This window comes from Acidobacteriota bacterium (assembly GCA_003225175.1).
GTDB lineage: Bacteria > Acidobacteriota > Terriglobia > Terriglobales > Acidobacteriaceae > Gp1-AA112.
Window position 1 is genome coordinate 94412 of the sequence record QIBA01000066.1, and the last position, 20046, is coordinate 114457.

Consider the following 20046-nt stretch of genomic DNA (forward strand, 5'->3'; position numbering starts at 1 on the left):
AATGAAATGCTTGCCACGAACATGTCGATGCCTTCGTTGAGTGGGGGCCGTCTTTGCCGGCGCGGCCGAACAGCATTGGCGGTTACTGCCGTATTCCGCCGAACGGATCGTCGCTTGTGACGCCATTCGACAAGTCGTCGACAGCAGTCTGGAATGCTGGCCATGCGTTCGAAGCGGAATCTGATGTCAGTTTGGCGTAGAGCTGCGCGAGCGTTCCAGAATCCCCGAGCGAAACCATTGCTTGGTGATCTCGCCGAGATCGTATTTCTTGGCGAGGAGCCACGATATGAAGGCCATGCCGCATCCCGTGCTGTCGGGGTTCTGGTCCGTGGGATCGGTCTGATTCACGAAATCGGGCATTCCGTCCTGAGCCCATTGCGGAGCCGTGGCGAAATCAGCGAGTGCATTATTACCAAGCACAGCTGTGCACCATCGCGAGAGAGCTTCACCGGTATTAAGACCGCAAAGGTTTCCTCCCATCGAACATTCGCTCAGCTCTGCCTCGAACAGCGCGGATACACGCTCAGAACGGCCGAAGGATGCGCAGACCTCAATCGCATTGCCCGTCGTGTAATCGCAACCCATATGATCGGCGCCGCCGGTTCCGTCCGTACGGCCATCGAGTGCGAAGATAATCACACTCACAGCTCCGCCCTTGGCGCCAAAAATAGCGTCGTTGGCCTTGACGACTCGGTCGGCATCCTTGACGAGATCCTTTGCATTCTGAGACGCCGGCTGTCCTAAAGTGGGATCGACATAAACCGTGACTTGCCCGCTCGGACTTGTGCCGACGAATTCAGAGTTGCCTCGGTAGCTGGGCCATTTGGGAGGTTTTGGGCCTGCACGGCGCATGGTCCGTTCTTGGAGGACGAGAGCAGTTGCTCGAATGCGGTGACTCACTTCTGAGTCCTTTCTTAAGCGGTGATGATTCATTCTCCGGCACGCAGGAAACGCGCAAGATCACTCTGCTTCGATTGAGCGCGGAAGCCTGAAGGAGTCTGCGACTATTCGAAACGCTATCTAATCCTACTCTGGGAAAAACACACGTTTCAGGTACATGTGTCGATGTCGCTGAGATTCTGCCCATCGGAAAGGAATGGCGTAGAACATGGCCGATCGGCTGATGCCGTCGGTACAGTTCACAATACTCTGCAATAAGCGATTAGCTAAGGCGCAAGCCCATGATTTCGCTAATCGCTCATTGCTACCTCATTAAGCTACTTTCACGGGAACGGTTCGCAGGCACGCCGTGATTTCGCCCAATACTTTCTCGTAGTCAGCGGTCGTCGCGCGTTCCACATGGATGCGAGCTCCCTTGATACCGGCTTCTTCCACCAGGCGCTTGAAGTCAAACTGAAGGAAATTCTCAACTTGTTGACGGGTTAGGAATGCGATGGGAACATTGGCAGATTGGCCGTTCGAGGTCTCGATCTTTACGAAGTACGGGTACTCAGGCTGTTGCGTTTCTGCGTTCATGCAAAACACCTCCATAGAACGACGAAAGGCCGGCGGGGATCGTCGCCCATTTGATTGAATTGGAAGTGGCCGCAAAGCGAATCTATCACACCTTGCCGCGACCCCTGCATGAGTTCTCGTGTAGGTATCAAAAAAATTATGACAAGTTTGTAGGGATTCTTAAGCTCTGCAGCGTAAGGCCGGCCGATCTTCCGAATACTCATCGCGCCCGTACGCTCATCCATCGAGCGCGCCGCCTATCCCAGAGCGTTAGCATGAATGAATGGCAAACGATGCGCGTGGCTCCATAGTCCTCACTGCGGATATGCGGGCCGTGATCCGCTCGGCTCATCTGTGCTTTGCGGCCACTGTTACTCCTGAAGGACTGCCAAACCTTTCCCCAAAAGGAACCATTCGGATTTGGGACGACCACCGCGTGTTTTTTCTCGATATCGCTTCCCCGGGCACGCGGGCGAATCTCGCAGTCCATCCGTGGATGGAGTTGAATGTAGTCGACCAGCTGTCGCGGCGAGGATATCGCTTTTTTGGTCATTCGACGCTGCATGCAAGCGGCGAAATCTTTGAGAGGGCAGTGCGGATCGTGGTCGGCGACGAGAAGGCACGATACCCCGTCCAGTCGGTCGTGCTCCTCGAGGTGCACCGGGCAGCGCCACTGATATCGCCCGGCTATTGGCACGTCGCAGACGAGAGCGCCATGCGTGCCCAGTGGCGCGAACGTCGTGTTGCCTTGGAGCGCGACTTCGAGGATCACCTCAAACTGCAAGGAGTTTTTCGCGTGGATCGGTGAGAGTGACGAGCAATGACTGCACTCGTTCGCACCGGGGCACTGCTCGGCCGCATAGTTCAGCGTGCCTGAATCGTTTCTACACCGCCTTGTTGGCGGGTTCTCTCAAACCTGCCGCGACATCGATCAGGTCTTGTCCGACGGTGCGTGTGCGTGAGAGCGCTTCCTTTAACGGAATCGTGACGATGTCCGTGCCGCGCAAAGCGACCATCTTGCCGAAGTCGTGGCGATGGACGGCGTCGATGGCGCCGATGCCGTAACGGGTCGCCAGCATGCGATCGAACGCGGTGGGCGATCCGCCGCGCTGGATGTGTCCGAGAACGACAGCCCGCGCTTCAAAGCCGGTGCGCTTCTCCAGTTCCTGCGCGAGGATGGTGCCGATGCCGCCCAGGCGAACGTGTCCGAACTCGTCCTTCTTTCCCTTTTCGGCAACGATCTGCTCGTCGATGCCTGCCGCCAGGCGGGCTCCTTCTGCGACGACAACCACGCTGAAGTAGCGTCCGCGAGCGTGGCGCTGGGCAATGGTCTCGGCAACCTCGTTCAAGTCGAATGGGCGCTCGGGAATGAGAATCACATCGGCGCCGCCGGCGATGCCGCTGTAGATAGCGATCCAGCCGGAGTCGCGTCCCATCACTTCGACGACGATTACGCGGTTGTGCGCCTCGGCCGTCGTGTGTACGCGGTCGATGGCTTCGGTGGAGATGTTCACGGCGGTGTCGAATCCGAAGCAGAAGTCGGTGCCGCTGAGGTCGTTGTCGATCGTCTTGGGAACACCGACGACTTTGAATCCCATCTCCTGAAGCTTGTACGTGACCGATTGCGTGTCGTCTCCGCCCAGCACGACCAGCGCTTCGATATTATGGCGCTTCAGCGTCTCGAGGCAGAGCTGCATGCCGCCTTCCTTCTTGGCGGGATTGGTGCGCGACGTGCGCAGGATGGTTCCACCGCGCGGCAAGATACCGGCGATGCTGTCGAGCGTGAGCTTGGTCGTGTGATCTTCCATCACGCCGCGCCAGCCTTCAAGGAAACCGATGAATTCGTCGTTATGATGAAAGATGCCCTTGCGAACAACCGCACGAATGACTGCGTTTAGACCGGGGCAATCGCCCCCTCCAGTGAGGATGCCAATTCTCATTTAATTCTCCGCAAGCAGCCCAGCATGTGGACCGTGATGATAGGTGGGTGGTGGACTTATTTAATCAGATTAGCTATTAAATCAAATGAGTGCACGAATGATTTATGGTCAAGTGGTTTCGCTTGCTTATCGCTTCTCGGCGGTAAAGGTGGATGCTCTGCGCGCAGCCCGGGGAACCGTGTAGATAACTTCTCCGGGACGCGCATATCGCAGCTGCTCGCGGGCTTCCTTTTCGATTGTTCCGGGATCGTTCTTCAGCGCATCAACATGGTGCGCGAGCTGTTGGTTTTCCTGTTTGAGTTCCTGGATCTCTTTCGTAAGCGCGCGATGCTCTTCGCGCTTGTGGGCGTAGACCATCGTCCCATTCGCTCCGAAAACTACGTGGTAGGCCACCCACATTGCGAGCAGGCATAGGACGACCGTGGCGCCCCTGCGGCGCGATTGATAAAGCTTTGCCGCAACTGTCTCAACGATTGCTCGAACTTTTTCCATCCTTTATTGCAGAGCCCCATCAGCGCGCATGATCCTCGCGGTCTTACGTCCTGAAAAACCTGTAGGATGCGCGATCACCCTTCTAGTGAACTTCTCTTCGCTTCAGCCGTCAAGCGGAAGTTCTCCCGCGGTTGCGCAGAAGAATCAAGTTTGCCAAATAGTTCGCAAAAAAGTTCTTGAAAATTTGCTTTCGCTTCGAAGCAAAACACGACACGGGATCACACGGATTTCATGGGTTTTTAGAGAGTTATATTAGGAGAGCAATACAGTTTGACCATGGAGGAATCCTCCTCGACTATTCATGAAAACTGTCGCGTCCGTGTAATCCTGGTCGTATTTGCCCTTGCACTTGCAATTGAACGCTAGGATCGTAAAAGAATGTCTGACGAGAAGCTGGTGATCAGCACGGCTGGATCGAAAGAGGAGGCCTCGCATATTGCGATTTCACTCGTGGAGGCTCAGTTAGCAGCGTGCGTGAACATTGTTGGACCCATTGAGTCGATTTATCGTTGGCAAGGGAAGATCGAAAGCGCACCGGAGTTCCTGTTGCTGGTGAAGACAGTGGCGTCCCAATCGGCTGCGGTGATCACACGGATTCGAGAGTTGCACTCCTATGATTTGCCTGAAGCAATCGAGATCAGAATTGATGGCGGAAGCGCAGATTATCTGAAGTGGATTGCCGATTCGGTTCGGTAATTCTGGCCTTCACAACTGCACATCCAGAGAGCGCCACATATACCAGCTTGCGACCGAGCAGTACGGATGCCAGCCCTTTGCCAAGCGCTCCATCGTTCGCGGCTTTGGCATTACTTTCATTCCGTAAGCCTTACGCATCGCGGCTCGGACTCCATAATCTCCTGTGGGAAGGATGTTCGGCCGGCGCAGAGCAAACATCAGAAACATGTGCGCCGTCCAGGTGCCGATGCCCTTGACCTCAGTGAGTTCTGCGACGATCTCATCGTCCCTCATGTGTGGAAAGCGCTCGAATTCCACGATACCATCGCGCGTCTTTCGCGCCAGGTCGCGAATGTAGGTTAGCTTCTGCCTTGACAGCCCAACTGCTCGCATTTGATTGGGACGGAGCTTCAGTATCGAATCGGGAGTGATCTCCCCTCCAGCTTTGTTTACCAGCCGATCGAAGATCGTTCGCGCTGCTTTGCCATGAAGCTGTTGAAACACGATCGAACGGACGAGCGCGTGAAATGTGGGTTCGTGATACTGCATAGCGTAAGGACCAATGCGCTCAATGATTGCGGCAAGCACTGGATCTGCGGATCGCAAGTGCGCGAGCGCCAGGTCGGAAGAACTTTCGAGCAAAGTGTTGATGGTCGAGTCGGCGGTGGCAGAGAGCTGCTTCTTGGCTGCGGCTTTCACGAGCTCAGATTTTAATAGAACCTTCTATCGCGCGAATGCCTGCTTGGCGACTGCCCATCCCTTATTTCGAAGCTACAGTGACATGATTTGAAATTTTCTGGAACTCATTCGCGCTGATCGCGCCCTTGCTCACGACATCGTGTGGGCGCTGATACGGACGATCGGCAATGATTGCATTTGCCCGCGCTTCGTCGATCCCAGGCAAGCCCATCAGTTGAGCTTTGTTGGCGCTGTTCAGGTCAACAAGGGACGAGCTCTTATCGTTGATGCCTTCCTTTACTCCTTGCGCCGCGGCGGTGAGCTGAGTTTCCGCGACCGCAGCTCCTTTTTTGATATTGCCTGCAGCCTCGCGGCTCTCCCGCTTTAATTGCTCCGTAGCATTAGCTGCCTGTTGTCGGGTCGTGCCGGGATCGTTTGAACATGCGATGCCGGCGATGGTGAGAGTGAGTAGTACGAAAAAATAAAGATGCGAATGCACGAAATTCCTCCTCTGGTGGGAGTACAAAGCTCTGAGAATAGTTGCTCAGAGATGCGCATCCTCAGAAGCAGCACGGATTTGGTGCAGGCCTGCTGCAATGGAAAAACGCATCTTAATCAGGAACCGCTTTGGCAGACTAATGAGATGAAGAAAGTTTTCATCATAGGCATTATCTGCGTGGCTCTGGGACTGTTGTCCCTTGTGGTAACGATTCCACACGCCCAACAGCAGCAGTTTCAGTCGGACACGATCGCTCTCGGCGTGTCCCGCACGGAGCCACGGCACTTTCCTGTGGGCGTTGGAGGGACGCTCATCATCGGCGGCTTTGTACTCATGATCAGCGGATGTCGCGAGCACCAACCCTGATTACTGCGATTGCACAAGAAACCCTTGCACCTCGCGTCGGTCGCGATAAATAGTATTCTTCGCCGGCACTTCTGCGACGGCATCTGCATGCAACGTGTATTGTCCCAAAGGCAAGCTCGAATCGAATTTCAGATCCGGAGTTTCCGCGCCTCTTGGGACAGCCAGATGCTCATAACCTAAGGCAAAGGCCTTCCCGTATTCGTTCACGGCGACAACAATCACTGTAAGATCGACATCATCTTTGCTGCCGTTCTTCACGCGCGCGGCGCCGGCCAGGTGATCGAGTGAGAGATGCGGGCGGTCAGTCCAGCGAATGGCGAGTACCGGACCAGGATTGGTGACGAGGAGTTTAGTCATCGTTAGAGGCGGCTCCGAAGAGTCGGAGACCTGCATTAATGCTGAGAATTGCGTGTCAGATTGCGGTGTGCCGAAGATCACTCCGCGTGTGCTGTCGAGGGCGAGGCCCGCTGGCAGGGATTGCTGCAGGACTGTCCAGCGATACGGCGGTTTGCCTCCCACAACTCGTATCTCTGCCTTATATTCAACCCCGATCTCAGCCGAGGGCAGGTTCGATGTCACAATCTGAAAAGGGCGGCCGCTCGGCAATCCCTGGGCAGATGCCTTGGAGTTGGAGAACGTGCAGACCGAGCCGGCACACAGGATCAAGATCCAGCCATTGCGCATGCATTAACTATAGAAGCTGCGACGAAATTCATCAGCAGGAGTAGGGAATAGCGAAAATAGCAGCATTTCGAGCTTAGATCGAGAATCCTCGAATTCCGCCGGAAATCTGCAAATTCAACCCCAGAACCAGGGAAATAACAGAGAGTTCTTTGGATTGTCTTAAGCGCCATCTACCCCACGGTTTAGCGCTACTTAGCGTCGCATTCAGATAAATAACAGAGAGCGGCTTCCAGAACACTTTCGAGCAGCCGTCCGCGAAGTGGATGCGGATCCGTTGTGCCAGGACGGGAGCCCGATATTGCGTGGGCTCCCACTTGGCATCGTGCGCTTTATTTCATGTGCGACTCGTGCTCGAGTTCGTCGAGCCTTTTCTTCTGGTCGTCGTTCAGGACCTCGCGCACTTTCTTGTCGGCAGTCTCGACGAGGGCCTTGTGTTCTGCGCGCCGATCCTCTTGTGAGAGGCTCTGATCCTGCATGAGCTTCTGTGCGGAGCTGTGCAGCTCCTGCAGCACAGGCCTGATCTTGGTCTGCTGATCGGTGGTCAGATTCAATTTCCCGCTCAGCGTCTTCAGGTGATCTTCGGCGCTGGGCATGGCGTGATGGTGAGCGCCCTGGACGGCGCCATTTTGGTGCGCCAGCATCGCCAGCGCAAACGTCAACATGATTCCAATGGCAAACAAGCGAGTGCGATTCATTCTCTTTTCCTCTTGGTATTTAACGTTTCTTCCGAAATACTGCCGGGTTTCTGTTACAGAGCCGTCGATCCCGCCGTTGGTCAGTGCCGTTGTGGGACGTCCTAAATCGGGTCAGGACTGCTGCTTGGTGCCGACTCCGTAGTACCATCCGCACTGTAGCGGCAAGAGCCGGCTAAGTCGAGAACCATGCGGGCAAATGGCTGAGTTATTGAACAAAGAGACTGGGGATGTCCAAAAACGATGTATCCAAATCGCTTAAGATGCCCTCGATGCAAGCTGAAAAAGCCAAGCAGAAGCGTAAGCCAGATCGACGCATTCGGCAAACGCGGAACCGGCTCGGTGGCGCTCTGATCGAACTCATCCAGGAGAAGCCGATTGATCAGGTCACGGTGCAGCAGGTGCTCGACCGCGCAGGCGTGGGTCGTTCCACGTTTTATCTGCACTTCCGCGACAAAGACGACCTGTTTTTCAGCGAACTCGAGCAGGCGCTGGAAATGTGGAGCACATCACTGAGCCGCAAGCAGGAAAAGTCGCATCGCGTAGCGCCAGTCATGGAAGTCTTCGCACATATTGCACAGGCGAAAAAGCTTTATCGGGCATTGGTAGACTCCGGTCGCATCGATGCGTTCTACGATCTCGCGCAGGAGTACTTCGCCCGCGGGATCGAGCAGCGGCTGAAGGCATCAACGCGCACCGGCAGTCGAGCAGAAAGGAAACTGCGCGCGAGATCACATGCCCTCGCGGGCAGCCTCCTCTCTCTATTAAAGTGGTGGCTGGACCATGGCGCTAAAGAATCAGCACAGGAAATGGACGAACTGTTTCATGCAATCGCATGGAATGGATTGCGGGGCTCAGAGCCGGTCACTTCCGAGGATGAATTGGACAGGGGCCAAACGAGAGCACCGAAACCCTCAGCCACTTTGCGATGAAACGGTGAGCAATCGACTGCACCCTAATTGGGCCATGCTCGCAGCGCAATCTCCACAGTTTTTCGCAACTCGGCGCGGCCGACGCCGCCCGCCGCTTGAACTGCCATTCCGTGGATGACCGTAGTGACATAACGGGCGAGCGCGACGGGGTCTGAATCCAGCGGTAAATCGCCTCCCGATTTTGCGCGCTTGAGGCGTTGGCAGAGCGCTTCTTCTCCCGCTTCGCGTCTTGTAAGCAGCTCGCGCTTTACCGTTCTCGCCTCATCTCCGCATGCGAGTGCTCCCTGTACCAGCAGGCATCCGCGTGGATTGTGCGCATCGGTCATCGCGTCGACGCTGGTATAGAGCAGACGTTCCACGGCGGCACGCGCTGTAGGCTCGTTCAGCGCGTCTAGGGCATGTGAGGCAGGACCTTCGGCATAGCGGTCGAGGGCGCGGCGAAACAGTGTTTGCTTATCGCCGAACGCTGCATAGAGGCTGGGACGGTTGATTCGCATCGCGCTGGTCAGATCGGAGAGCGAAGCTCCTTCATAACCTTTGCGCCAGAAAACCTCGAGCGCGCGATCCAATGCCCGGTCGGGATCGAAAGCGCGAGGCCTTCCCGGGGTCCTGGCCGGTCGCCTGGTTTTCATACTATCCATAATACATCATTATGTACTTATCGGTACAATTATGAAGCTTTCCACAGATTTCAGACATCTGTACCGTGCGGTAAGAAATTCCTCAGAAGGAGACGGGCAAATGTCAGCAAGACTAGCAGGAAAGGTTGCAGTCGTTACGGGAGCATCGAAGGGAATTGGCGCTTCGATCGCGAAATACTTCGCGGCGGAGGGTGCTTCGGTAATCGTTAATTACGCGTCGAGCAAAGAAGGCGCGGATCGCGTCGTGAAGGAGATCACGGGCAAAGGCGGAAACGCCGTTGCGGTTCAGGCAGATGTATCCAAGGAAAAGGACATCGAGCGGCTTTTTGCCGAGACAAAGAAGGCCTTTGGCAGGCTCGACATCCTGGTTAACAATGCGGGCGTGTACGAATTCTCGCCGCTGGAGGGAGTTACTGAGGGCCACTTCCACAAACTATTTGATCTAAATGTCCTTGGGCTGGTGCTCACCTCGAAGGAAGCCGCGAAGTACTTCGGAGCGGAAGGTGGCAGCATCATTAACGTCAGCTCTGCCGTAAGCACCTTCGCTCCTCCGAATACTGCGGTTTATACCGGCACCAAAGGCGCAGTGGATGCCGTCACAAGGACCTTGGCTAAGGAGTTGGGTCCGCGCAAGATTCGTGTGAATGCGATCAATCCTGGCATGGTCGAAACCGAAGGAGTGATCTCAGCTGGTTTCAATGAAGGCGATTTCCGCAAACAGCTTGAGTCGCTAACGCCCCTGGGACGGATCGGTCAGGTGGAAGACATCGCTCCCGCAGCTGTTTTTTTTGCTTCCAAGGATTCTTCTTGGATTACCGGTGAGACCCTGGTAATCGCAGGCGGCCTGCGGTGAAGGATTTCTCGACCAGTTGAAGCAGCTCTGAGTTTGAGTTTCAACTGGCCGAGATGCGCGGTTTGGAGCACTCGGATTCGTTGTCGCCGCATCCTACTTCAGAGCAGATGAGTGGTTGATTTTCTCTGGAAACAGGCGAATGATAAGCTCTGTAGCCGAGCATTCTGCTCGGGTGAGCGGCTGCATCGTTCCGAGGTTCCCATGAAGTGGTCCCGATTCGCTCCATTGGTACTGGCAGTGGCGATCGCAGCGCCGTTTGGTATTTCTGCTGATGTCAAAACGATAGATACCTCCAACAAGCTGCCAGCGGTGAAGAATGAATTGCCGCCTGAGCTGCAGGGGCATCCTCCGGTTACAAAGCAGACGCGACTGGAATTGATTCGCACCATGCAGGCCGAGTTTGGTTTCGCGAAGAAGCTAATCCCCAAGGGTGAGAAGGGCTTGCAGCTGACGAGCAATGGGCAAATCTCTCCGGATGACCAGTCCGTTGCGATGCAAGTTGCAACTTACGGACCGGCAGCCAAGCCAGGCGACAAGCTTCAGATCACGGACGTCGTGATCAAGAACAGCGAGATTGTTTTCGACATAAACGGAGGCTCCAAGAAGAAGGGACACTGGTACGACCACGTGCAGGTTGGTGGAGGCGGCGGAATGGTTCCGGTCCATCAGGAAAAGGGGATCAACAATCCCGGATGTACGCTTGCACTCGTCTTCCCGAAATACGTTCCGGAGATGACAGCAACCGATGTGAAGAAACTGCTTTCCCCGCTCATCGACTTTACGGTCAAGTCGCCAACGCAAGCGTATATCGATACGCTGCCTCCCAAGCTGAAGCAATCGATTGAAAACCATCAGGCTCTGGTGGGCATGAACAAAGAGATGGTGATTGATACTCTTGGCCGTCCCCCGAAGCGAATACGCGAATCTGACGGAACGGTTGACTATGAGGAATGGATTTATGGAACGCCTCCCGCCGACGTGCAATTTGTTCGCTTCGTAAACGAAGAAGTAATTCGCGTAGAGCACATCCAGGTAGGTGGAGAGAAAGTCGTCAGGACCGCCCGTGAGGTAAAGGTAAATGCCGTAACTGGGGCCGCAACGATGGTGGAAGGAAACGCGGCAGAGACAGCGTCGGCGGAGGCTCCGGCTGAACAGGCGCAGACCGCGGAAGCTAAGAAGCCGGCAAAGCCCCCCACATTGCGTCGGCCGGGCGAAGAGGTTGAGCTCCAGAAAGGGGCGCCGGTCGGAAAGGATTCGGGAGAGCTTGGCTCGAAGCCGATTCCGACGTCAACTGGTGGTCCCGAGCCAGAGTGGGGAACCAAGCCGGCGTCGTCTACGACGAACTCGACTGCCAGTCCGCAGAGCAATTCACCGGAAGCTCCGCTCCCTGGCGAAGGTCAACTACCGCCAGTAACGCCGCGATAATAAACAGAACGCCGAGATCGCAGCTAAAGCTCGCGCTGTGCCCCTCGCTGGTGCGATTCTTCGCGTAAAATAGCACTATCAACTTCTATGGAGTTATTGATCAGAAATGGCAAAGATCGCCAAGACAGCCGACCGTAAAAAAGTCATGGATACTTCCAAGAGCACAGACTGCCCCAAATGCGGCAAGCCGACCCGCATTGTGAAGCGCGTAAAAGATCGTGAGCGCGGCGTAAGCGGTGGGGTGTTTATCTCCTGTTCAGCCTGTGAGTTCTACGAGAAATTGTAAAACGAGGGTTTGGAATTGATTCAGGCCGGCGTTCTGCCGGCCATTTCTGCGTCTGCAGTTGGCAATGCTCCCGCAATCTCATCCAATATCGCTTTTGCGGCGTGCAGCCGGTTAGCCGCAGCGAGAATCGGGCGGCCGACTACGAGGTGCGAAACTCCGGCTCGAATAGCAGCAGCAGGCGTCGATATGCGCGACTGATCACTGGCATCGGATTCGTGGGGACGGATTCCCGGCGTTACGATTGCCATTTCGCCACCCAGCGCTGAACGCAATGCCTGGGCCTCGTGTGGGGAAGTGACTATCCCACCGCAACCGGCAGCTTTTGCCAGTGTCGCCAGATGTCGGACCTGATGGTTGATGCCTGTGTGAACACCGGATTCCTGCAGATCGGTCTGCGAGAAGCTAGTCAGCACGGTGACGGCGAGGATTATGGGTGCCGAAGGTTCATTCTTAGCTGCGGCTACGGCCGCTGTCAGCATCCTGCTTCCGCCGGCAGCATGTACTGTGAGCATATGAACCCCAAGTTCTGAGGCTGCTTTTACGGCTGCCGCAACGGTATTCGGGATGTCGTGCAGCTTGAGGTCGAGAAAGACCTTCCGTCCGGAGTTCACAAGCTCAGAAACGATCCTCGGTCCCTCCGCGGTGAACAATTGCAGGCCGATCTTATAGAACGCCACTAAATCACCCAGTTCGTAGACTATCTCTTGGGCGTCGAGTGCGGTTGGGATATCCAGCGCCACGATCAGGCGCTCTTTTGCGGAGGCCACGGGGCGATTCTAACTTGAAATCGGCGCTGCTGGCTCCGAAACTCAGGAAAGACAGTTTATGCGGGGTTCGAAATTCGGTGTCGAAGCTAGCGAGGAGGGGTGAGCATAGCCATGTCAGAGGTCTGCTCGGGTGCTCTTACCAGATCGAGCTGGACTTTGGCGATACCTCGGCCGCTCATCCGAAGGATGCGCGCGGCACTGTAGGAGAGATCGATGATTCTCTCGAGGGGAACCGGGCCACGGTCGTTGATTCGTACTAAAATCCAGCGACGATTGCGCAGGTTTGTCACCTTTACCCAGCTTCCCAACGGCAAAGTGCGGTGCGCGGCAGTAAGCTCATACATGTCGTATGGCTCACCGCTAGCCGTTGGCTTGCCGTCGAAGTCCTTGCCGTACCAGGATGCCTGACCGATTGCGTAGGGTTTTGCAGATCTCGCAGCAACTGTAGTTGCTGCCGGGCGATTGCTCGTGTCGAAAGTCGTTACCGGGTATTCAGAGCGAGTGGGCGCAGAGGCAGCTATCGATCCCATTACTAAAGCCCCGAGACCAGCAGCGTTCAGCGCGAGTTTGTGTAGGCGTTTCAACTTAACGAGCAGCTCTAGTGTCCTGTGACATTGTGCGCATTAATTATAAGAAAACAAAGCACCTGTTCGACATTTTTATTTTTTAGTCTTAAAATAACTGTTGCATTTTCGCCTCAGTTATGGGCCGAAATAAGAGCTTGATTGGGTGTGGAGGCGCAGGAGTTTAGAGGCAGGACGACGCTCTGCTGGTTGTCCGCAGCTCTCGTTTTAAGAATTCGATCCAAGCCCCTATTTCTCAATAAGTTATAGATAATGCCGAAAGAATCTCCGAAGGTCGTTTTGGCCATAGCCGGTTTTGATCCGTCCTCAGGGGCCGGAATCACGGCGGACCTCAAGACAATCGCAGCTCATGGCCTATACGGTGTCTCGTGCAGCACGGCATTGACGGTACAAACGACGCAGGGTGTGCAGCGTTCGGAGAACGTACCCCCGAAACTCGTCCGTGACACTCTGGAAGCCCTCATTCACGACACTCCACCTGCAGCAGTAAAGATCGGAATGCTCGGCTCAGGCAAAGTTGCCGGTGAAATTGCCAGGTTCCTGAAGGCGAATCTACTGCAGAACGTAGTTCTGGATACTGTCCTACGGTCGTCCTCGGGAGCTGAATTGCTCGACAAGGCTGGATTTCAGATTCTTCGAGAAGAACTTCTGACAATCGTGGACCTCATCACACCCAATCTTCAGGAAGCCTCGGCGCTAACCGGTCTGGCGGTCCGAGATGAGGCGGAGATGGAGCGAGCTTGTCAGGAGCTCATGAAATTGGGGGCCAACAACGTGGTTGTGAAGGGAGGTCATCTGGCCCAACCAGTCGATCTTCTAGCCACAAGGTCTTCTGACGGAAAGCCGATCTTCCAGCGCTTTCAGAACGAGAAAGTTAAAACCAGGAATACACACGGAACGGGCTGCGCCTACTCCACGGCCATAGCCTGCAATCTCGCGATTGGGAGATCTTTAAACGGTGAAGACGGCGCAGTGCTGCACGCCCGAAACTACGTAGCGTCGGCCTTGCGCGAAGCTTACGACGTCGGGAGGGGAACCGGCCCCATCAATCATTTTCCCATCTCAACGCGAAGGGTCTGACTCGGCAGGACACATTCGGGACTATCGAGGGGGATTACTGTTATCCGGAGTCGCGACCGCTGGCCGACCGGTACCTCGTTCCACGAGCACTGGCGCCTTGCCGGAGCGGCGATTTAACTCCTGCTGCGCCTGGATACTGGCTTCAGTCTTGTTGTCATTCTTGTCAGCGACTTCTACCAGCTTCTTACCTTCGTCCTCGGCGCGGCTGGCCAAAGTTACGTGCCGTTCGTGGTTGTCCGCCTCTTTGGCTTTGCCGTAGTAAAAATTCGCCGATTCGCGGTCGCCGTTCAGTTCCGCGACGTAGCCCATGTTGTTCAGCGCGAACGCGTCATCGGGATTGAGCTTGTAGGCTTCAGTGAAGTACTTGAGAGCCGCGGCCCGGTCATTGCGATTGAGCGCCGAGACTCCGCGCTGATTCAAACGCGCAACCTTCGCATTGGTCGTGTCTTCCTTGGCCAGAGCTGACTGAACTTTTTTTGCGTTGCTCGCAGCGACTTTGCTGATTGCGCGTCCACGCCAGGATTTGTTCACTGTCACAATCACAGGCTCGTCAGATCTCGCGTCGGCTGCTGCGCGATAGTAGTTAATTGCCGCCTCCAGCTCTCCTTCTTTCTCTTTCGTGTAGCCCATATTATTCAGGGTGAAAGGATTTCGCGGATCGATTCGCAATGCCTTCTGCAGGACAGCGTCCGCCTCGGCGACGCGATCTTTGTTGAGCAAGCTAATCGCCTGCACATTGAGCACATTCGACTGAACATTGCCCGTTTGCGCATGTCCTGCGATTTCGCCAACGGTTTTTCCTTTGATCTCGTCGTTGCTGGCGCGATCTACGGTTGCTTGCGACTTTTGGTCCTGCGAGAGCTGATAAAAGCGTTGGGCACGATCGACGTCGCCTTCTAATTCGGCGATGTAGCCAAGATTATTTAGCGTAAACGGGTCGTCTGGATCGAGGAGATAGGCTTTGTAGAAGAGCTTCTTGGCTTTGGCGTAGTCATGTTTCTCCACGGCTTTTACGCCATCTCGGTTGAGCGCCTGCACCGGAGTCGGCTTGGTGCGCTTCGGAATACTTATGCGCAGCGTCTTCTCTTCGGCATTCAGGAATGAGACAGCGAGGAACGTTGAGAACGCAATCAAGACAATTCGGGACCGGGGACTTTTTACCAGGATCATGAGCCTCCGCTTCCGGATGGATGGAGGCACAGCAACCTCCCGCCGGAGCAGTCGATAGTGGGAGTAGCAGCTCCCGATTTTTGGTTGCACGGCAGGGAATCGGGTGATCGGGTGATCGGGTCATCGGCCGAAGTAAAGCCATGCAGTTTGAGCTTCGAGCAGATCGCTTACTCTCCGTTACCTGAACCGCTCCCCGAAACTATTTCTTTACTAAGATCCCGAAGCGAGGTCTGCTGTCCACCGCCAGAAAACAGCAGGTTTCTCGCGCCAACAGCAGGCGCTTCAGAACGACAGTGTAAGGGCGCGGTCAGCATGGTTTCTCACTTCACTTCAGCACCTGATGACCCCGATCACCCGAACCCCTCATTTTGCATCCAACTTGTCTTGACGCAGAGCTGCTGCTGGTGTGCTCGTCGCGTCATTGTCGATTTCGATTGTCCTTGGGGAGCCCGATGTTCCGTTTTGCAACGTTATTCGCCGTGGCCTTGATCTGCGAATTTGCGACCGCACAACAGCCTTCAGGTACTTCGCCCACGCCAGCGCCTGGTACGCACATGGATCAATCCACTGTTCAGACTGTGGGAAGCACGCCGAATGGCGCTGGCGCCACTGAAACGAAGCCAAAGCCTTCGGCGGGCGCTGTTTTGACCACCGCCCCGGATGTAACCTCGGGCAACTCTCTCGTTTCGAATCCTCCACGACCGGTGACGAAGACCATCGGCAGCGGAAGCCTCGCGGATCCGAGCGATGTTGCTGACCTCCTTGCTCCCAAGCCGCTGCAGCCGAGCAAACTTTCGCTGATTGGCGGGACAGTGAAGAGTATCGATCAGGTTCGGGACAATATGACCGTTCACGTGTACGACAGCGGCACCATGCACGTGAAGTTCGATCAGCGAACGCATTTCTATCGCGACGGCAAAGAAACTACGCAATTGACGGTCAAGAAAGGCGACCGTGTTTATCTCGACACCCAGCTCTTTGAAGGGAAGATCTTCGCCAAGAACGTGCATGTGGAATCCGGCAGTCGCTCGGCCGATGCGAGCGGCCAGATCGTCAGCTTCAATCGCAAGACTGGCGACATGGTTGTGCAGGATCAGCTCGCTGGCAGCACCGTGAAATTCCGAGTTGATCCACAGACGACGATCAAGCAGGGCGACGCAAGAACAACGGCAGGCGCATTGCGTCCGGGGTCGCTGATCTCAGTGAAATTTTCTCCACGCTCGCGCAGCACCGGGACAGCGGAAGAGGTATCGATCATCGCAGCGCCGGGGACTTCATTCACCTACTTCGGTCGCGTGACGCACCTCGATTTGCGTTCAGGATTATTAGCGATCGAGAACCAGGCGGACGGCAAGGTCTACGATGTGCACTTCGATTCCTCGACACGCATTCCGCAGAACCTGACGGTCGGAAGCCAAGTCACAGCAGTGGCGATGTTTCGCGGAAACGACTATGTGGCACAGAGCATAGAGGTAAATTCTGGTCCGGCTCGAGCGGCGATGACTGAAGCTGAAGAGAATGCCGCTGCGGCTGCGGATCAGGATCAGGCAAACGGCAAGCGCGGAAGAAAAGCTCGATCGAAAGAAGATCGATCGAAGCGGAGCGACAAAGATAAAGATCAGGACAAGGACGACGATCAATTATAGGACTCTTGCTTTGAGATCTCTTGTGGCACAGCCGGCCTCGGCTGTGGCTCTGCCAAAATGAGCTCACGTTAGAACGCTTTTACTGCGAGCGGATCCTCCGTCGCAAGAGATGAGAGTTGGAAAATTGATCGAGACATTCCGCTCGTCGAGCTGTTTCCTTGGGCGGAGCCACAGCCGAGAGCGGCTGTGCCAGAGAGTGGGTGCGACTAACCCGAGACAACATGCTGCGCCAACAAAAAGCCCGCCTGGGCGGGCTTTTGACTTTGGGGAGGAACTTACAGGTGCGTAATTTTCCGGCTGTTCAGCAGAATGCCGCAGATGAACGCTACACCAGCTGCGATCAGCCATTCGCCACGCCAGATTTGAATTGCCTGCCAGTCCACCAAGGTCGTTGCGCTGTAGATAAAGCCGGTCGTAACGCCCGCTCCAATGCAAATTAGCCCGATGATCAAGCAGATCATCGCGCCAACGCTTAATCCCAGACGACGACGCAGCTGATAGAAGTCCATGAAGTCCCAGCGGCTCTTCTTGCGGCGCGCAGCGCCCTCGCGGGCTCGTCCGCACATGCGGCAGAACGGGGAGTTCACTACAAACTCTGCACCACAGTGTTCGCAGAGATCGTGGCGTACCTGCGGCTCCGCAACTGGAATGACAACAGGTTCAGCCGCTACTGCGGTCTTGTTGTTGGCTTCCGGGGTCTCGTCCTCCCAATGCTCATAATCGAGCAAGGGCTTCCAGTAACCACCTTCGCGCCGTAAAGGATTGGTGCTCATGGGAGATTCCTACACTGACTTTCGCACGTAGAGAGCCAAAGTCTTCCGCGTGTAAGTCTTTAATTCTGCGTAGGTTAGTTTTCCCGTTTTGGCTACTGGAGCAGACGAATCGTGAAAGTTTTACCGTTCTCTTTCAAAATCACCAGTACCCGTCCCGCGAAGGTTACGTGACGGCATCTGGATCAGTTTAGGTTGGTCCTGCTCCAGCCAGAACCGCAGCAGGATAAGGTCAGTACTCTGGAAGCTGATTGATGGTGGGCGTGAGGACCCGTCGTTGAACAGCTTGCGATCTAGAAGATGGTGAAGCCTGTCGACAGTAATCTTTAGCTCTGCTGCCGTTTCTTCCTCGGTGTAGAAGTCTTTCGTCGTCCTGGCAGGCCTATGCATATGTTCTGGATTCTCGATCCTTCCCGGGGGCAACATCTTTGTACCTGTTTCAGAGTACCCGGAGTATCAGGTAAACTTCGCAGGTACCCCGCCATGAAGCCTTACCCGGTTCTTAGCCCCCAGGACCAACCTCGAGCCCTGCTTCTACTGTGTTTACTGGGTGCCTTGCTAGTAACGGGCCTGCCGAGACCATTAGCATGGGCCTTCTCCCCGTCTTCTATTCCTGCCACCGTCTACCACGCCGAGCAAGATCCTCAGGTAAAGGTCGCGCTAGACGATTTCTACAACCTGGAATACGAGAAAGCGATTTCCGAGTTTCAGCGCATTGAGAAGGCACATCCTGAGGATCCTTTTGCAATAGTTCATGTACTGCAGGCAACGGTCTTCCGCGAGCTTTACCGGCTTAATCTTCTCGATACGACTCTTTATGCACACGACGGATTCCTTTCCGGGAAGGCAGTGATCGGCGATCCGGCGGTGCGGACTCAGGTAGACCAGCTCACGGCGCGCGCGGTCAAACTGTGCGATACCAGCCTGGCCAGAGATCCTAAGGATGTGGAGGCTCTCTACGTCAGAGGCATAGCGCGGGGACTAAAGTCCACCTACATGGCCCTGGTGGATAAAAGCTTTCTTAGCGCCTTGCGCAGCGCGGTGGCGGCGCGACGTGATCACGAGCGTGTGCTGCAGCTCGATCCCAAATACGTCGATGCCAAAACGGTTGTAGGGGCGCACAACTATGTCGTCGGCAGTCTGCCAATGCCGGTGAAAGTGTTCGCTGGCCTCGCGGGACTTGGTGGAAACAGAAAACGAGGTCTGGAATACCTGCAGCAAGCCGCGAAAGAAGGCCGCGAGTCGAGCGCCGATGCACGTGTCGCTTTGGCGTTTTTCTTGCGCAGGGAAGCGCGTTACGACGAGGCGAGTGGAGTCGTCGAGACGCTCACCAGACAGTACCCGAGAAATTTTCTCTTCGCGCTTGAACATTGCAATTTGCTGAAGGATGGCGGCAAGGGGCCGGAGGCAGTGAATTGCTACGAAAAATTGCTCGACGGCGCCAGATCCGCGCAGTATGCCAATCCGCATACCGAGTTTGCTGCCTTTGGACTGGCAGAAAGTTTGCGCGGCCAAAAGGACTATGAACGCGCGCTTCGGAATTACCAGTTCACCGCCAATGTGCCCACCGGACAGTCAAGCCTCCGTCAACGCGCCGAACTGGCGTCGGGAGAGATGTATGACGTACTGCGCAATCGAGATCAGGCTGTAATTCAATATCAGGCGGTTATTGAGCAGGACAATTCGTCAGCGCAGGCCGAAGTCGCTCGCAAGCTGCTGCGGGAACCTTATCGTCCGGAGTAGGTCCACAGAAGTGCTGAGGGAGGCTGCTTCAGGGAGGGCATCGGCTTCAGCCGTGCCGTATCTGAGCAGGAAAAATCTTGAGTGCCGGAGGCACTGCACTCGTAAATCACAGGTATGCGCAGGATTGTGCGCGCCTCCGGCGCTCAATTGTTATTAGGGAGCAGGATCGCACGGGTAAAGCCGATGCTCCTCCCTGCGCCTATTTCGCCGTTGCGTGGTGAGTTTTGTATCGGGGAACTTTTTGGGAATAAGCTGCGTTTCTTCCAATGAGTGGCTATCATGTTTTCGAGACGTCATCTTGGCCACTGGAGGCTTTATGTACTGTAATTTCTGTGGACGAACCATGGCCGATGATTGTCTTTACTGTTCGGCATGTGGACGGCAGCTAGGAGCGAAGGTGGTTCGGAGGCCGCTAGAGCGCGCGCGTGAGGGCAGGAAAATCGGAGGCGTGTGCATGGGCCTCGCGCGCCATCTTGATGTAGATGTGACGCTCATCCGGCTACTCACGCTAGTGGCAGCTGTGTTCACCGGAATCGGATTCATCGCGTATTTGATCGCGTGGATCGTGATTCCGGAAGAGCCCATAATGGTGCCGCAGACCCAGCAGGTAGTGCATACTCAGTCCAGTCCCCCGATGGCATAGCTCGCAATCACGACAAACCTGAAGG

26 protein-coding genes are annotated in these 20046 nt (G+C 55.5%); 11 read left to right on the forward strand and 15 right to left on the reverse strand.

What is annotated here, in order from left to right; genetic code table 11:
* Nucleotides 1-186: 186 nt before the first annotated feature.
* The 3 genes from DMG62_19705 to DMG62_19715 all read right to left on the reverse strand — a co-directional run bounded on the left by DMG62_19705 (nt 187) and on the right by DMG62_19715 (nt 1700).
* Nucleotides 187-852, reverse strand: a complete 666-nt coding sequence (locus DMG62_19705; protein PYY21234.1) for a hypothetical protein — start codon at nt 850-852, stop codon at nt 187-189.
* Between the two features lie 360 nt (nt 853-1212).
* Nucleotides 1213-1476 (reverse strand): hypothetical protein, encoded by a 264-nt coding sequence (locus tag DMG62_19710; protein ID PYY21235.1) that lies wholly within the window; start codon nt 1474-1476, stop codon nt 1213-1215.
* On the reverse strand, nt 1473-1700 hold the full coding sequence (locus tag DMG62_19715) for a hypothetical protein (GenBank protein PYY21236.1): 228 nt from the start codon (nt 1698-1700) through the stop codon (nt 1473-1475). Before DMG62_19715 ends, DMG62_19710 begins: the two co-directional genes overlap by 4 nt.
* A gap of 38 nt (nt 1701-1738) precedes the next feature.
* Between DMG62_19715 and DMG62_19720 the strand changes: the two genes are divergently transcribed.
* A complete protein-coding gene (locus tag DMG62_19720) occupies nt 1739-2263 on the forward strand; it encodes a pyridoxamine 5'-phosphate oxidase family protein (protein ID PYY21237.1) in 525 nt (174 codons plus the stop codon).
* Nucleotides 2264-2339: 76 nt separating this feature from the next.
* Here DMG62_19720 and DMG62_19725 read toward each other — a convergent pair whose 3' ends face one another.
* Both DMG62_19725 and DMG62_19730 read right to left on the reverse strand, forming a co-directional pair.
* Nucleotides 2340-3395, reverse strand: coding sequence for a 6-phosphofructokinase (locus DMG62_19725; GenBank protein ID PYY21238.1), 1056 nt, complete (start codon nt 3393-3395; stop codon nt 2340-2342).
* A 126-nt stretch (nt 3396-3521) separates the two neighbouring features.
* Complete coding sequence (locus tag DMG62_19730; protein PYY21239.1) at nt 3522-3887, reverse strand: septation ring formation regulator EzrA; 366 nt, start codon at nt 3885-3887, stop codon at nt 3522-3524.
* 378 nt (nt 3888-4265) lie between these two features.
* Between DMG62_19730 and DMG62_19735 the strand changes: the two genes are divergently transcribed.
* A complete protein-coding gene (locus tag DMG62_19735) occupies nt 4266-4583 on the forward strand; it encodes a divalent-cation tolerance protein CutA (GenBank protein PYY21240.1) in 318 nt (105 codons plus the stop codon).
* 9 nt (nt 4584-4592) lie between these two features.
* Here the strand turns inward: DMG62_19735 and DMG62_19740 are convergent, their stop codons facing one another.
* Nucleotides 4593-5111 carry a DNA-3-methyladenine glycosylase 2 family protein gene (locus DMG62_19740; protein PYY21310.1) on the reverse strand — a complete coding sequence of 173 codons (519 nt, stop codon included), beginning with the start codon at nt 5109-5111 and terminating at the stop codon, nt 4593-4595.
* A 211-nt stretch (nt 5112-5322) separates the two neighbouring features.
* Entirely contained in the window at nt 5323-5739 is a 417-nt protein-coding gene (locus DMG62_19745) for a hypothetical protein (GenBank protein ID PYY21241.1), read from the reverse strand.
* Between DMG62_19745 and DMG62_19750 the strand changes: the two genes are divergently transcribed.
* Nucleotides 5728-6105 (forward strand): hypothetical protein, encoded by a 378-nt coding sequence (locus DMG62_19750; GenBank protein ID PYY21242.1) that lies wholly within the window; start codon nt 5728-5730, stop codon nt 6103-6105. The two genes, DMG62_19745 and DMG62_19750, sit on opposite strands and share 12 nt — an antisense overlap.
* Here the strand turns inward: DMG62_19750 and DMG62_19755 are convergent, their stop codons facing one another.
* On the reverse strand, nt 6106-6789 hold the full coding sequence (locus DMG62_19755) for a hypothetical protein (GenBank protein PYY21243.1): 684 nt from the start codon (nt 6787-6789) through the stop codon (nt 6106-6108).
* 329 nt (nt 6790-7118) lie between these two features.
* Nucleotides 7119-7484, reverse strand: a complete 366-nt coding sequence (locus DMG62_19760) for a hypothetical protein (GenBank protein PYY21244.1) — start codon at nt 7482-7484, stop codon at nt 7119-7121.
* 227 nt (nt 7485-7711) lie between these two features.
* On the opposite strand from DMG62_19760, the gene DMG62_19765 reads away from it, so the two are divergent.
* Nucleotides 7712-8413 (forward strand): hypothetical protein, encoded by a 702-nt coding sequence (locus tag DMG62_19765; GenBank protein PYY21245.1) that lies wholly within the window; start codon nt 7712-7714, stop codon nt 8411-8413.
* 23 nt (nt 8414-8436) lie between these two features.
* Here DMG62_19765 and DMG62_19770 read toward each other — a convergent pair whose 3' ends face one another.
* Nucleotides 8437-9045 (reverse strand): TetR family transcriptional regulator, encoded by a 609-nt coding sequence (locus DMG62_19770; protein ID PYY21246.1) that lies wholly within the window; start codon nt 9043-9045, stop codon nt 8437-8439.
* A gap of 109 nt (nt 9046-9154) precedes the next feature.
* On the opposite strand from DMG62_19770, the gene DMG62_19775 reads away from it, so the two are divergent.
* The 3 genes from DMG62_19775 (at nt 9155) to DMG62_19785 (ending at nt 11618) form a co-directional block, all read left to right on the forward strand.
* Nucleotides 9155-9907 carry an oxidoreductase gene (locus DMG62_19775; GenBank protein PYY21247.1) on the forward strand — a complete coding sequence of 251 codons (753 nt, stop codon included), beginning with the start codon at nt 9155-9157 and terminating at the stop codon, nt 9905-9907.
* A gap of 111 nt (nt 9908-10018) precedes the next feature.
* The gene (locus DMG62_19780) at nt 10019-11332 is read left to right on the forward strand and encodes a hypothetical protein (protein ID PYY21248.1); all 1314 of its coding nucleotides are present in this window, start codon (nt 10019-10021) and stop codon (nt 11330-11332) included.
* A 106-nt stretch (nt 11333-11438) separates the two neighbouring features.
* Entirely contained in the window at nt 11439-11618 is a 180-nt protein-coding gene (locus DMG62_19785; GenBank protein PYY21249.1) for a hypothetical protein, read from the forward strand.
* A 20-nt stretch (nt 11619-11638) separates the two neighbouring features.
* On the opposite strand, the gene DMG62_19790 is transcribed toward DMG62_19785, so the two are convergent.
* Both DMG62_19790 and DMG62_19795 read right to left on the reverse strand, forming a co-directional pair.
* Complete coding sequence (locus DMG62_19790; protein ID PYY21250.1) at nt 11639-12385, reverse strand: orotidine-5'-phosphate decarboxylase; 747 nt, start codon at nt 12383-12385, stop codon at nt 11639-11641.
* An 86-nt stretch (nt 12386-12471) separates the two neighbouring features.
* Nucleotides 12472-12915, reverse strand: a complete 444-nt coding sequence (locus DMG62_19795) for a hypothetical protein (GenBank protein ID PYY21251.1) — start codon at nt 12913-12915, stop codon at nt 12472-12474.
* 306 nt (nt 12916-13221) lie between these two features.
* Between DMG62_19795 and thiD the strand changes: the two genes are divergently transcribed.
* Nucleotides 13222-14049, forward strand: coding sequence for a bifunctional hydroxymethylpyrimidine kinase/phosphomethylpyrimidine kinase (gene thiD / locus DMG62_19800; GenBank protein ID PYY21252.1), 828 nt, complete (start codon nt 13222-13224; stop codon nt 14047-14049).
* A 21-nt stretch (nt 14050-14070) separates the two neighbouring features.
* Here thiD and DMG62_19805 read toward each other — a convergent pair whose 3' ends face one another.
* A complete protein-coding gene (locus DMG62_19805) occupies nt 14071-15219 on the reverse strand; it encodes a hypothetical protein (GenBank protein ID PYY21253.1) in 1149 nt (382 codons plus the stop codon).
* A 452-nt stretch (nt 15220-15671) separates the two neighbouring features.
* Here DMG62_19805 and DMG62_19810 point away from each other — a divergent pair, with 452 nt between their 5' ends.
* Nucleotides 15672-16865 carry a hypothetical protein gene (locus DMG62_19810; GenBank protein PYY21254.1) on the forward strand — a complete coding sequence of 398 codons (1194 nt, stop codon included), beginning with the start codon at nt 15672-15674 and terminating at the stop codon, nt 16863-16865.
* Nucleotides 16866-17140: 275 nt separating this feature from the next.
* Here the strand turns inward: DMG62_19810 and DMG62_19815 are convergent, their stop codons facing one another.
* Nucleotides 17141-17638 carry a hypothetical protein gene (locus tag DMG62_19815; GenBank protein PYY21255.1) on the reverse strand — a complete coding sequence of 166 codons (498 nt, stop codon included), beginning with the start codon at nt 17636-17638 and terminating at the stop codon, nt 17141-17143.
* Between the two features lie 120 nt (nt 17639-17758).
* On the reverse strand, nt 17759-18025 hold the full coding sequence (locus DMG62_19820; protein ID PYY21256.1) for a hypothetical protein: 267 nt from the start codon (nt 18023-18025) through the stop codon (nt 17759-17761).
* Here DMG62_19820 and DMG62_19825 point away from each other — a divergent pair.
* Together DMG62_19825 and DMG62_19830 are read left to right on the forward strand one after the other, a co-directional pair.
* Nucleotides 18020-19378, forward strand: a complete 1359-nt coding sequence (locus tag DMG62_19825; protein ID PYY21257.1) for a hypothetical protein — start codon at nt 18020-18022, stop codon at nt 19376-19378. The two genes, DMG62_19820 and DMG62_19825, sit on opposite strands and share 6 nt — an antisense overlap.
* A gap of 316 nt (nt 19379-19694) precedes the next feature.
* Nucleotides 19695-20021 carry a hypothetical protein gene (locus DMG62_19830; GenBank protein ID PYY21258.1) on the forward strand — a complete coding sequence of 109 codons (327 nt, stop codon included), beginning with the start codon at nt 19695-19697 and terminating at the stop codon, nt 20019-20021.
* Nucleotides 20022-20046 lie beyond the last annotated feature (25 nt).

What these genes read in the sequence shown, in the direction of transcription:
- DMG62_19705 (PYY21234.1), bottom strand. Translation starts at nt 852, where the DNA reads ATGCGCCGTGCAGGCCCAAAACCTCCCAAATGGCCCAGCTACCGAGGC.
- DMG62_19710 (PYY21235.1), bottom strand. Translation starts at nt 1,476, where the DNA reads ATGAACGCAGAAACGCAACAGCCTGAGTACCCGTACTTCGTAAAGATC.
- DMG62_19715 (PYY21236.1), bottom strand. Translation starts at nt 1,700, where the DNA reads ATGGATGAGCGTACGGGCGCGATGAGTATTCGGAAGATCGGCCGGCCT.
- DMG62_19720 (PYY21237.1), top strand. Translation starts at nt 1,739, where the DNA reads ATGGCAAACGATGCGCGTGGCTCCATAGTCCTCACTGCGGATATGCGG.
- DMG62_19725 (PYY21238.1), bottom strand. Translation starts at nt 3,395, where the DNA reads ATGAGAATTGGCATCCTCACTGGAGGGGGCGATTGCCCCGGTCTAAAC.
- DMG62_19730 (PYY21239.1), bottom strand. Translation starts at nt 3,887, where the DNA reads ATGGAAAAAGTTCGAGCAATCGTTGAGACAGTTGCGGCAAAGCTTTAT.
- DMG62_19735 (PYY21240.1), top strand. Translation starts at nt 4,266, where the DNA reads ATGTCTGACGAGAAGCTGGTGATCAGCACGGCTGGATCGAAAGAGGAG.
- DMG62_19740 (PYY21310.1), bottom strand. Translation starts at nt 5,111, where the DNA reads ATGCAGTATCACGAACCCACATTTCACGCGCTCGTCCGTTCGATCGTG.
- DMG62_19750 (PYY21242.1), top strand. Translation starts at nt 5,728, where the DNA reads ATGCGAATGCACGAAATTCCTCCTCTGGTGGGAGTACAAAGCTCTGAG.
- DMG62_19755 (PYY21243.1), bottom strand. Translation starts at nt 6,789, where the DNA reads ATGCGCAATGGCTGGATCTTGATCCTGTGTGCCGGCTCGGTCTGCACG.
- DMG62_19760 (PYY21244.1), bottom strand. Translation starts at nt 7,484, where the DNA reads ATGAATCGCACTCGCTTGTTTGCCATTGGAATCATGTTGACGTTTGCG.
- DMG62_19765 (PYY21245.1), top strand. Translation starts at nt 7,712, where the DNA reads ATGTCCAAAAACGATGTATCCAAATCGCTTAAGATGCCCTCGATGCAA.
- DMG62_19770 (PYY21246.1), bottom strand. Translation starts at nt 9,045, where the DNA reads ATGAAAACCAGGCGACCGGCCAGGACCCCGGGAAGGCCTCGCGCTTTC.
- DMG62_19775 (PYY21247.1), top strand. Translation starts at nt 9,155, where the DNA reads ATGTCAGCAAGACTAGCAGGAAAGGTTGCAGTCGTTACGGGAGCATCG.
- DMG62_19785 (PYY21249.1), top strand. Translation starts at nt 11,439, where the DNA reads ATGGCAAAGATCGCCAAGACAGCCGACCGTAAAAAAGTCATGGATACT.
- DMG62_19795 (PYY21251.1), bottom strand. Translation starts at nt 12,915, where the DNA reads ATGGGATCGATAGCTGCCTCTGCGCCCACTCGCTCTGAATACCCGGTA.
- thiD (PYY21252.1), top strand. Translation starts at nt 13,222, where the DNA reads ATGCCGAAAGAATCTCCGAAGGTCGTTTTGGCCATAGCCGGTTTTGAT.
- DMG62_19805 (PYY21253.1), bottom strand. Translation starts at nt 15,219, where the DNA reads ATGATCCTGGTAAAAAGTCCCCGGTCCCGAATTGTCTTGATTGCGTTC.
- DMG62_19810 (PYY21254.1), top strand. Translation starts at nt 15,672, where the DNA reads ATGTTCCGTTTTGCAACGTTATTCGCCGTGGCCTTGATCTGCGAATTT.
- DMG62_19815 (PYY21255.1), bottom strand. Translation starts at nt 17,638, where the DNA reads ATGAGCACCAATCCTTTACGGCGCGAAGGTGGTTACTGGAAGCCCTTG.
- DMG62_19825 (PYY21257.1), top strand. Translation starts at nt 18,020, where the DNA reads ATGCATATGTTCTGGATTCTCGATCCTTCCCGGGGGCAACATCTTTGT.
- DMG62_19820 (PYY21256.1), bottom strand. Translation starts at nt 18,025, where the DNA reads ATGCATAGGCCTGCCAGGACGACGAAAGACTTCTACACCGAGGAAGAA.
- DMG62_19830 (PYY21258.1), top strand. Translation starts at nt 19,695, where the DNA reads ATGTACTGTAATTTCTGTGGACGAACCATGGCCGATGATTGTCTTTAC.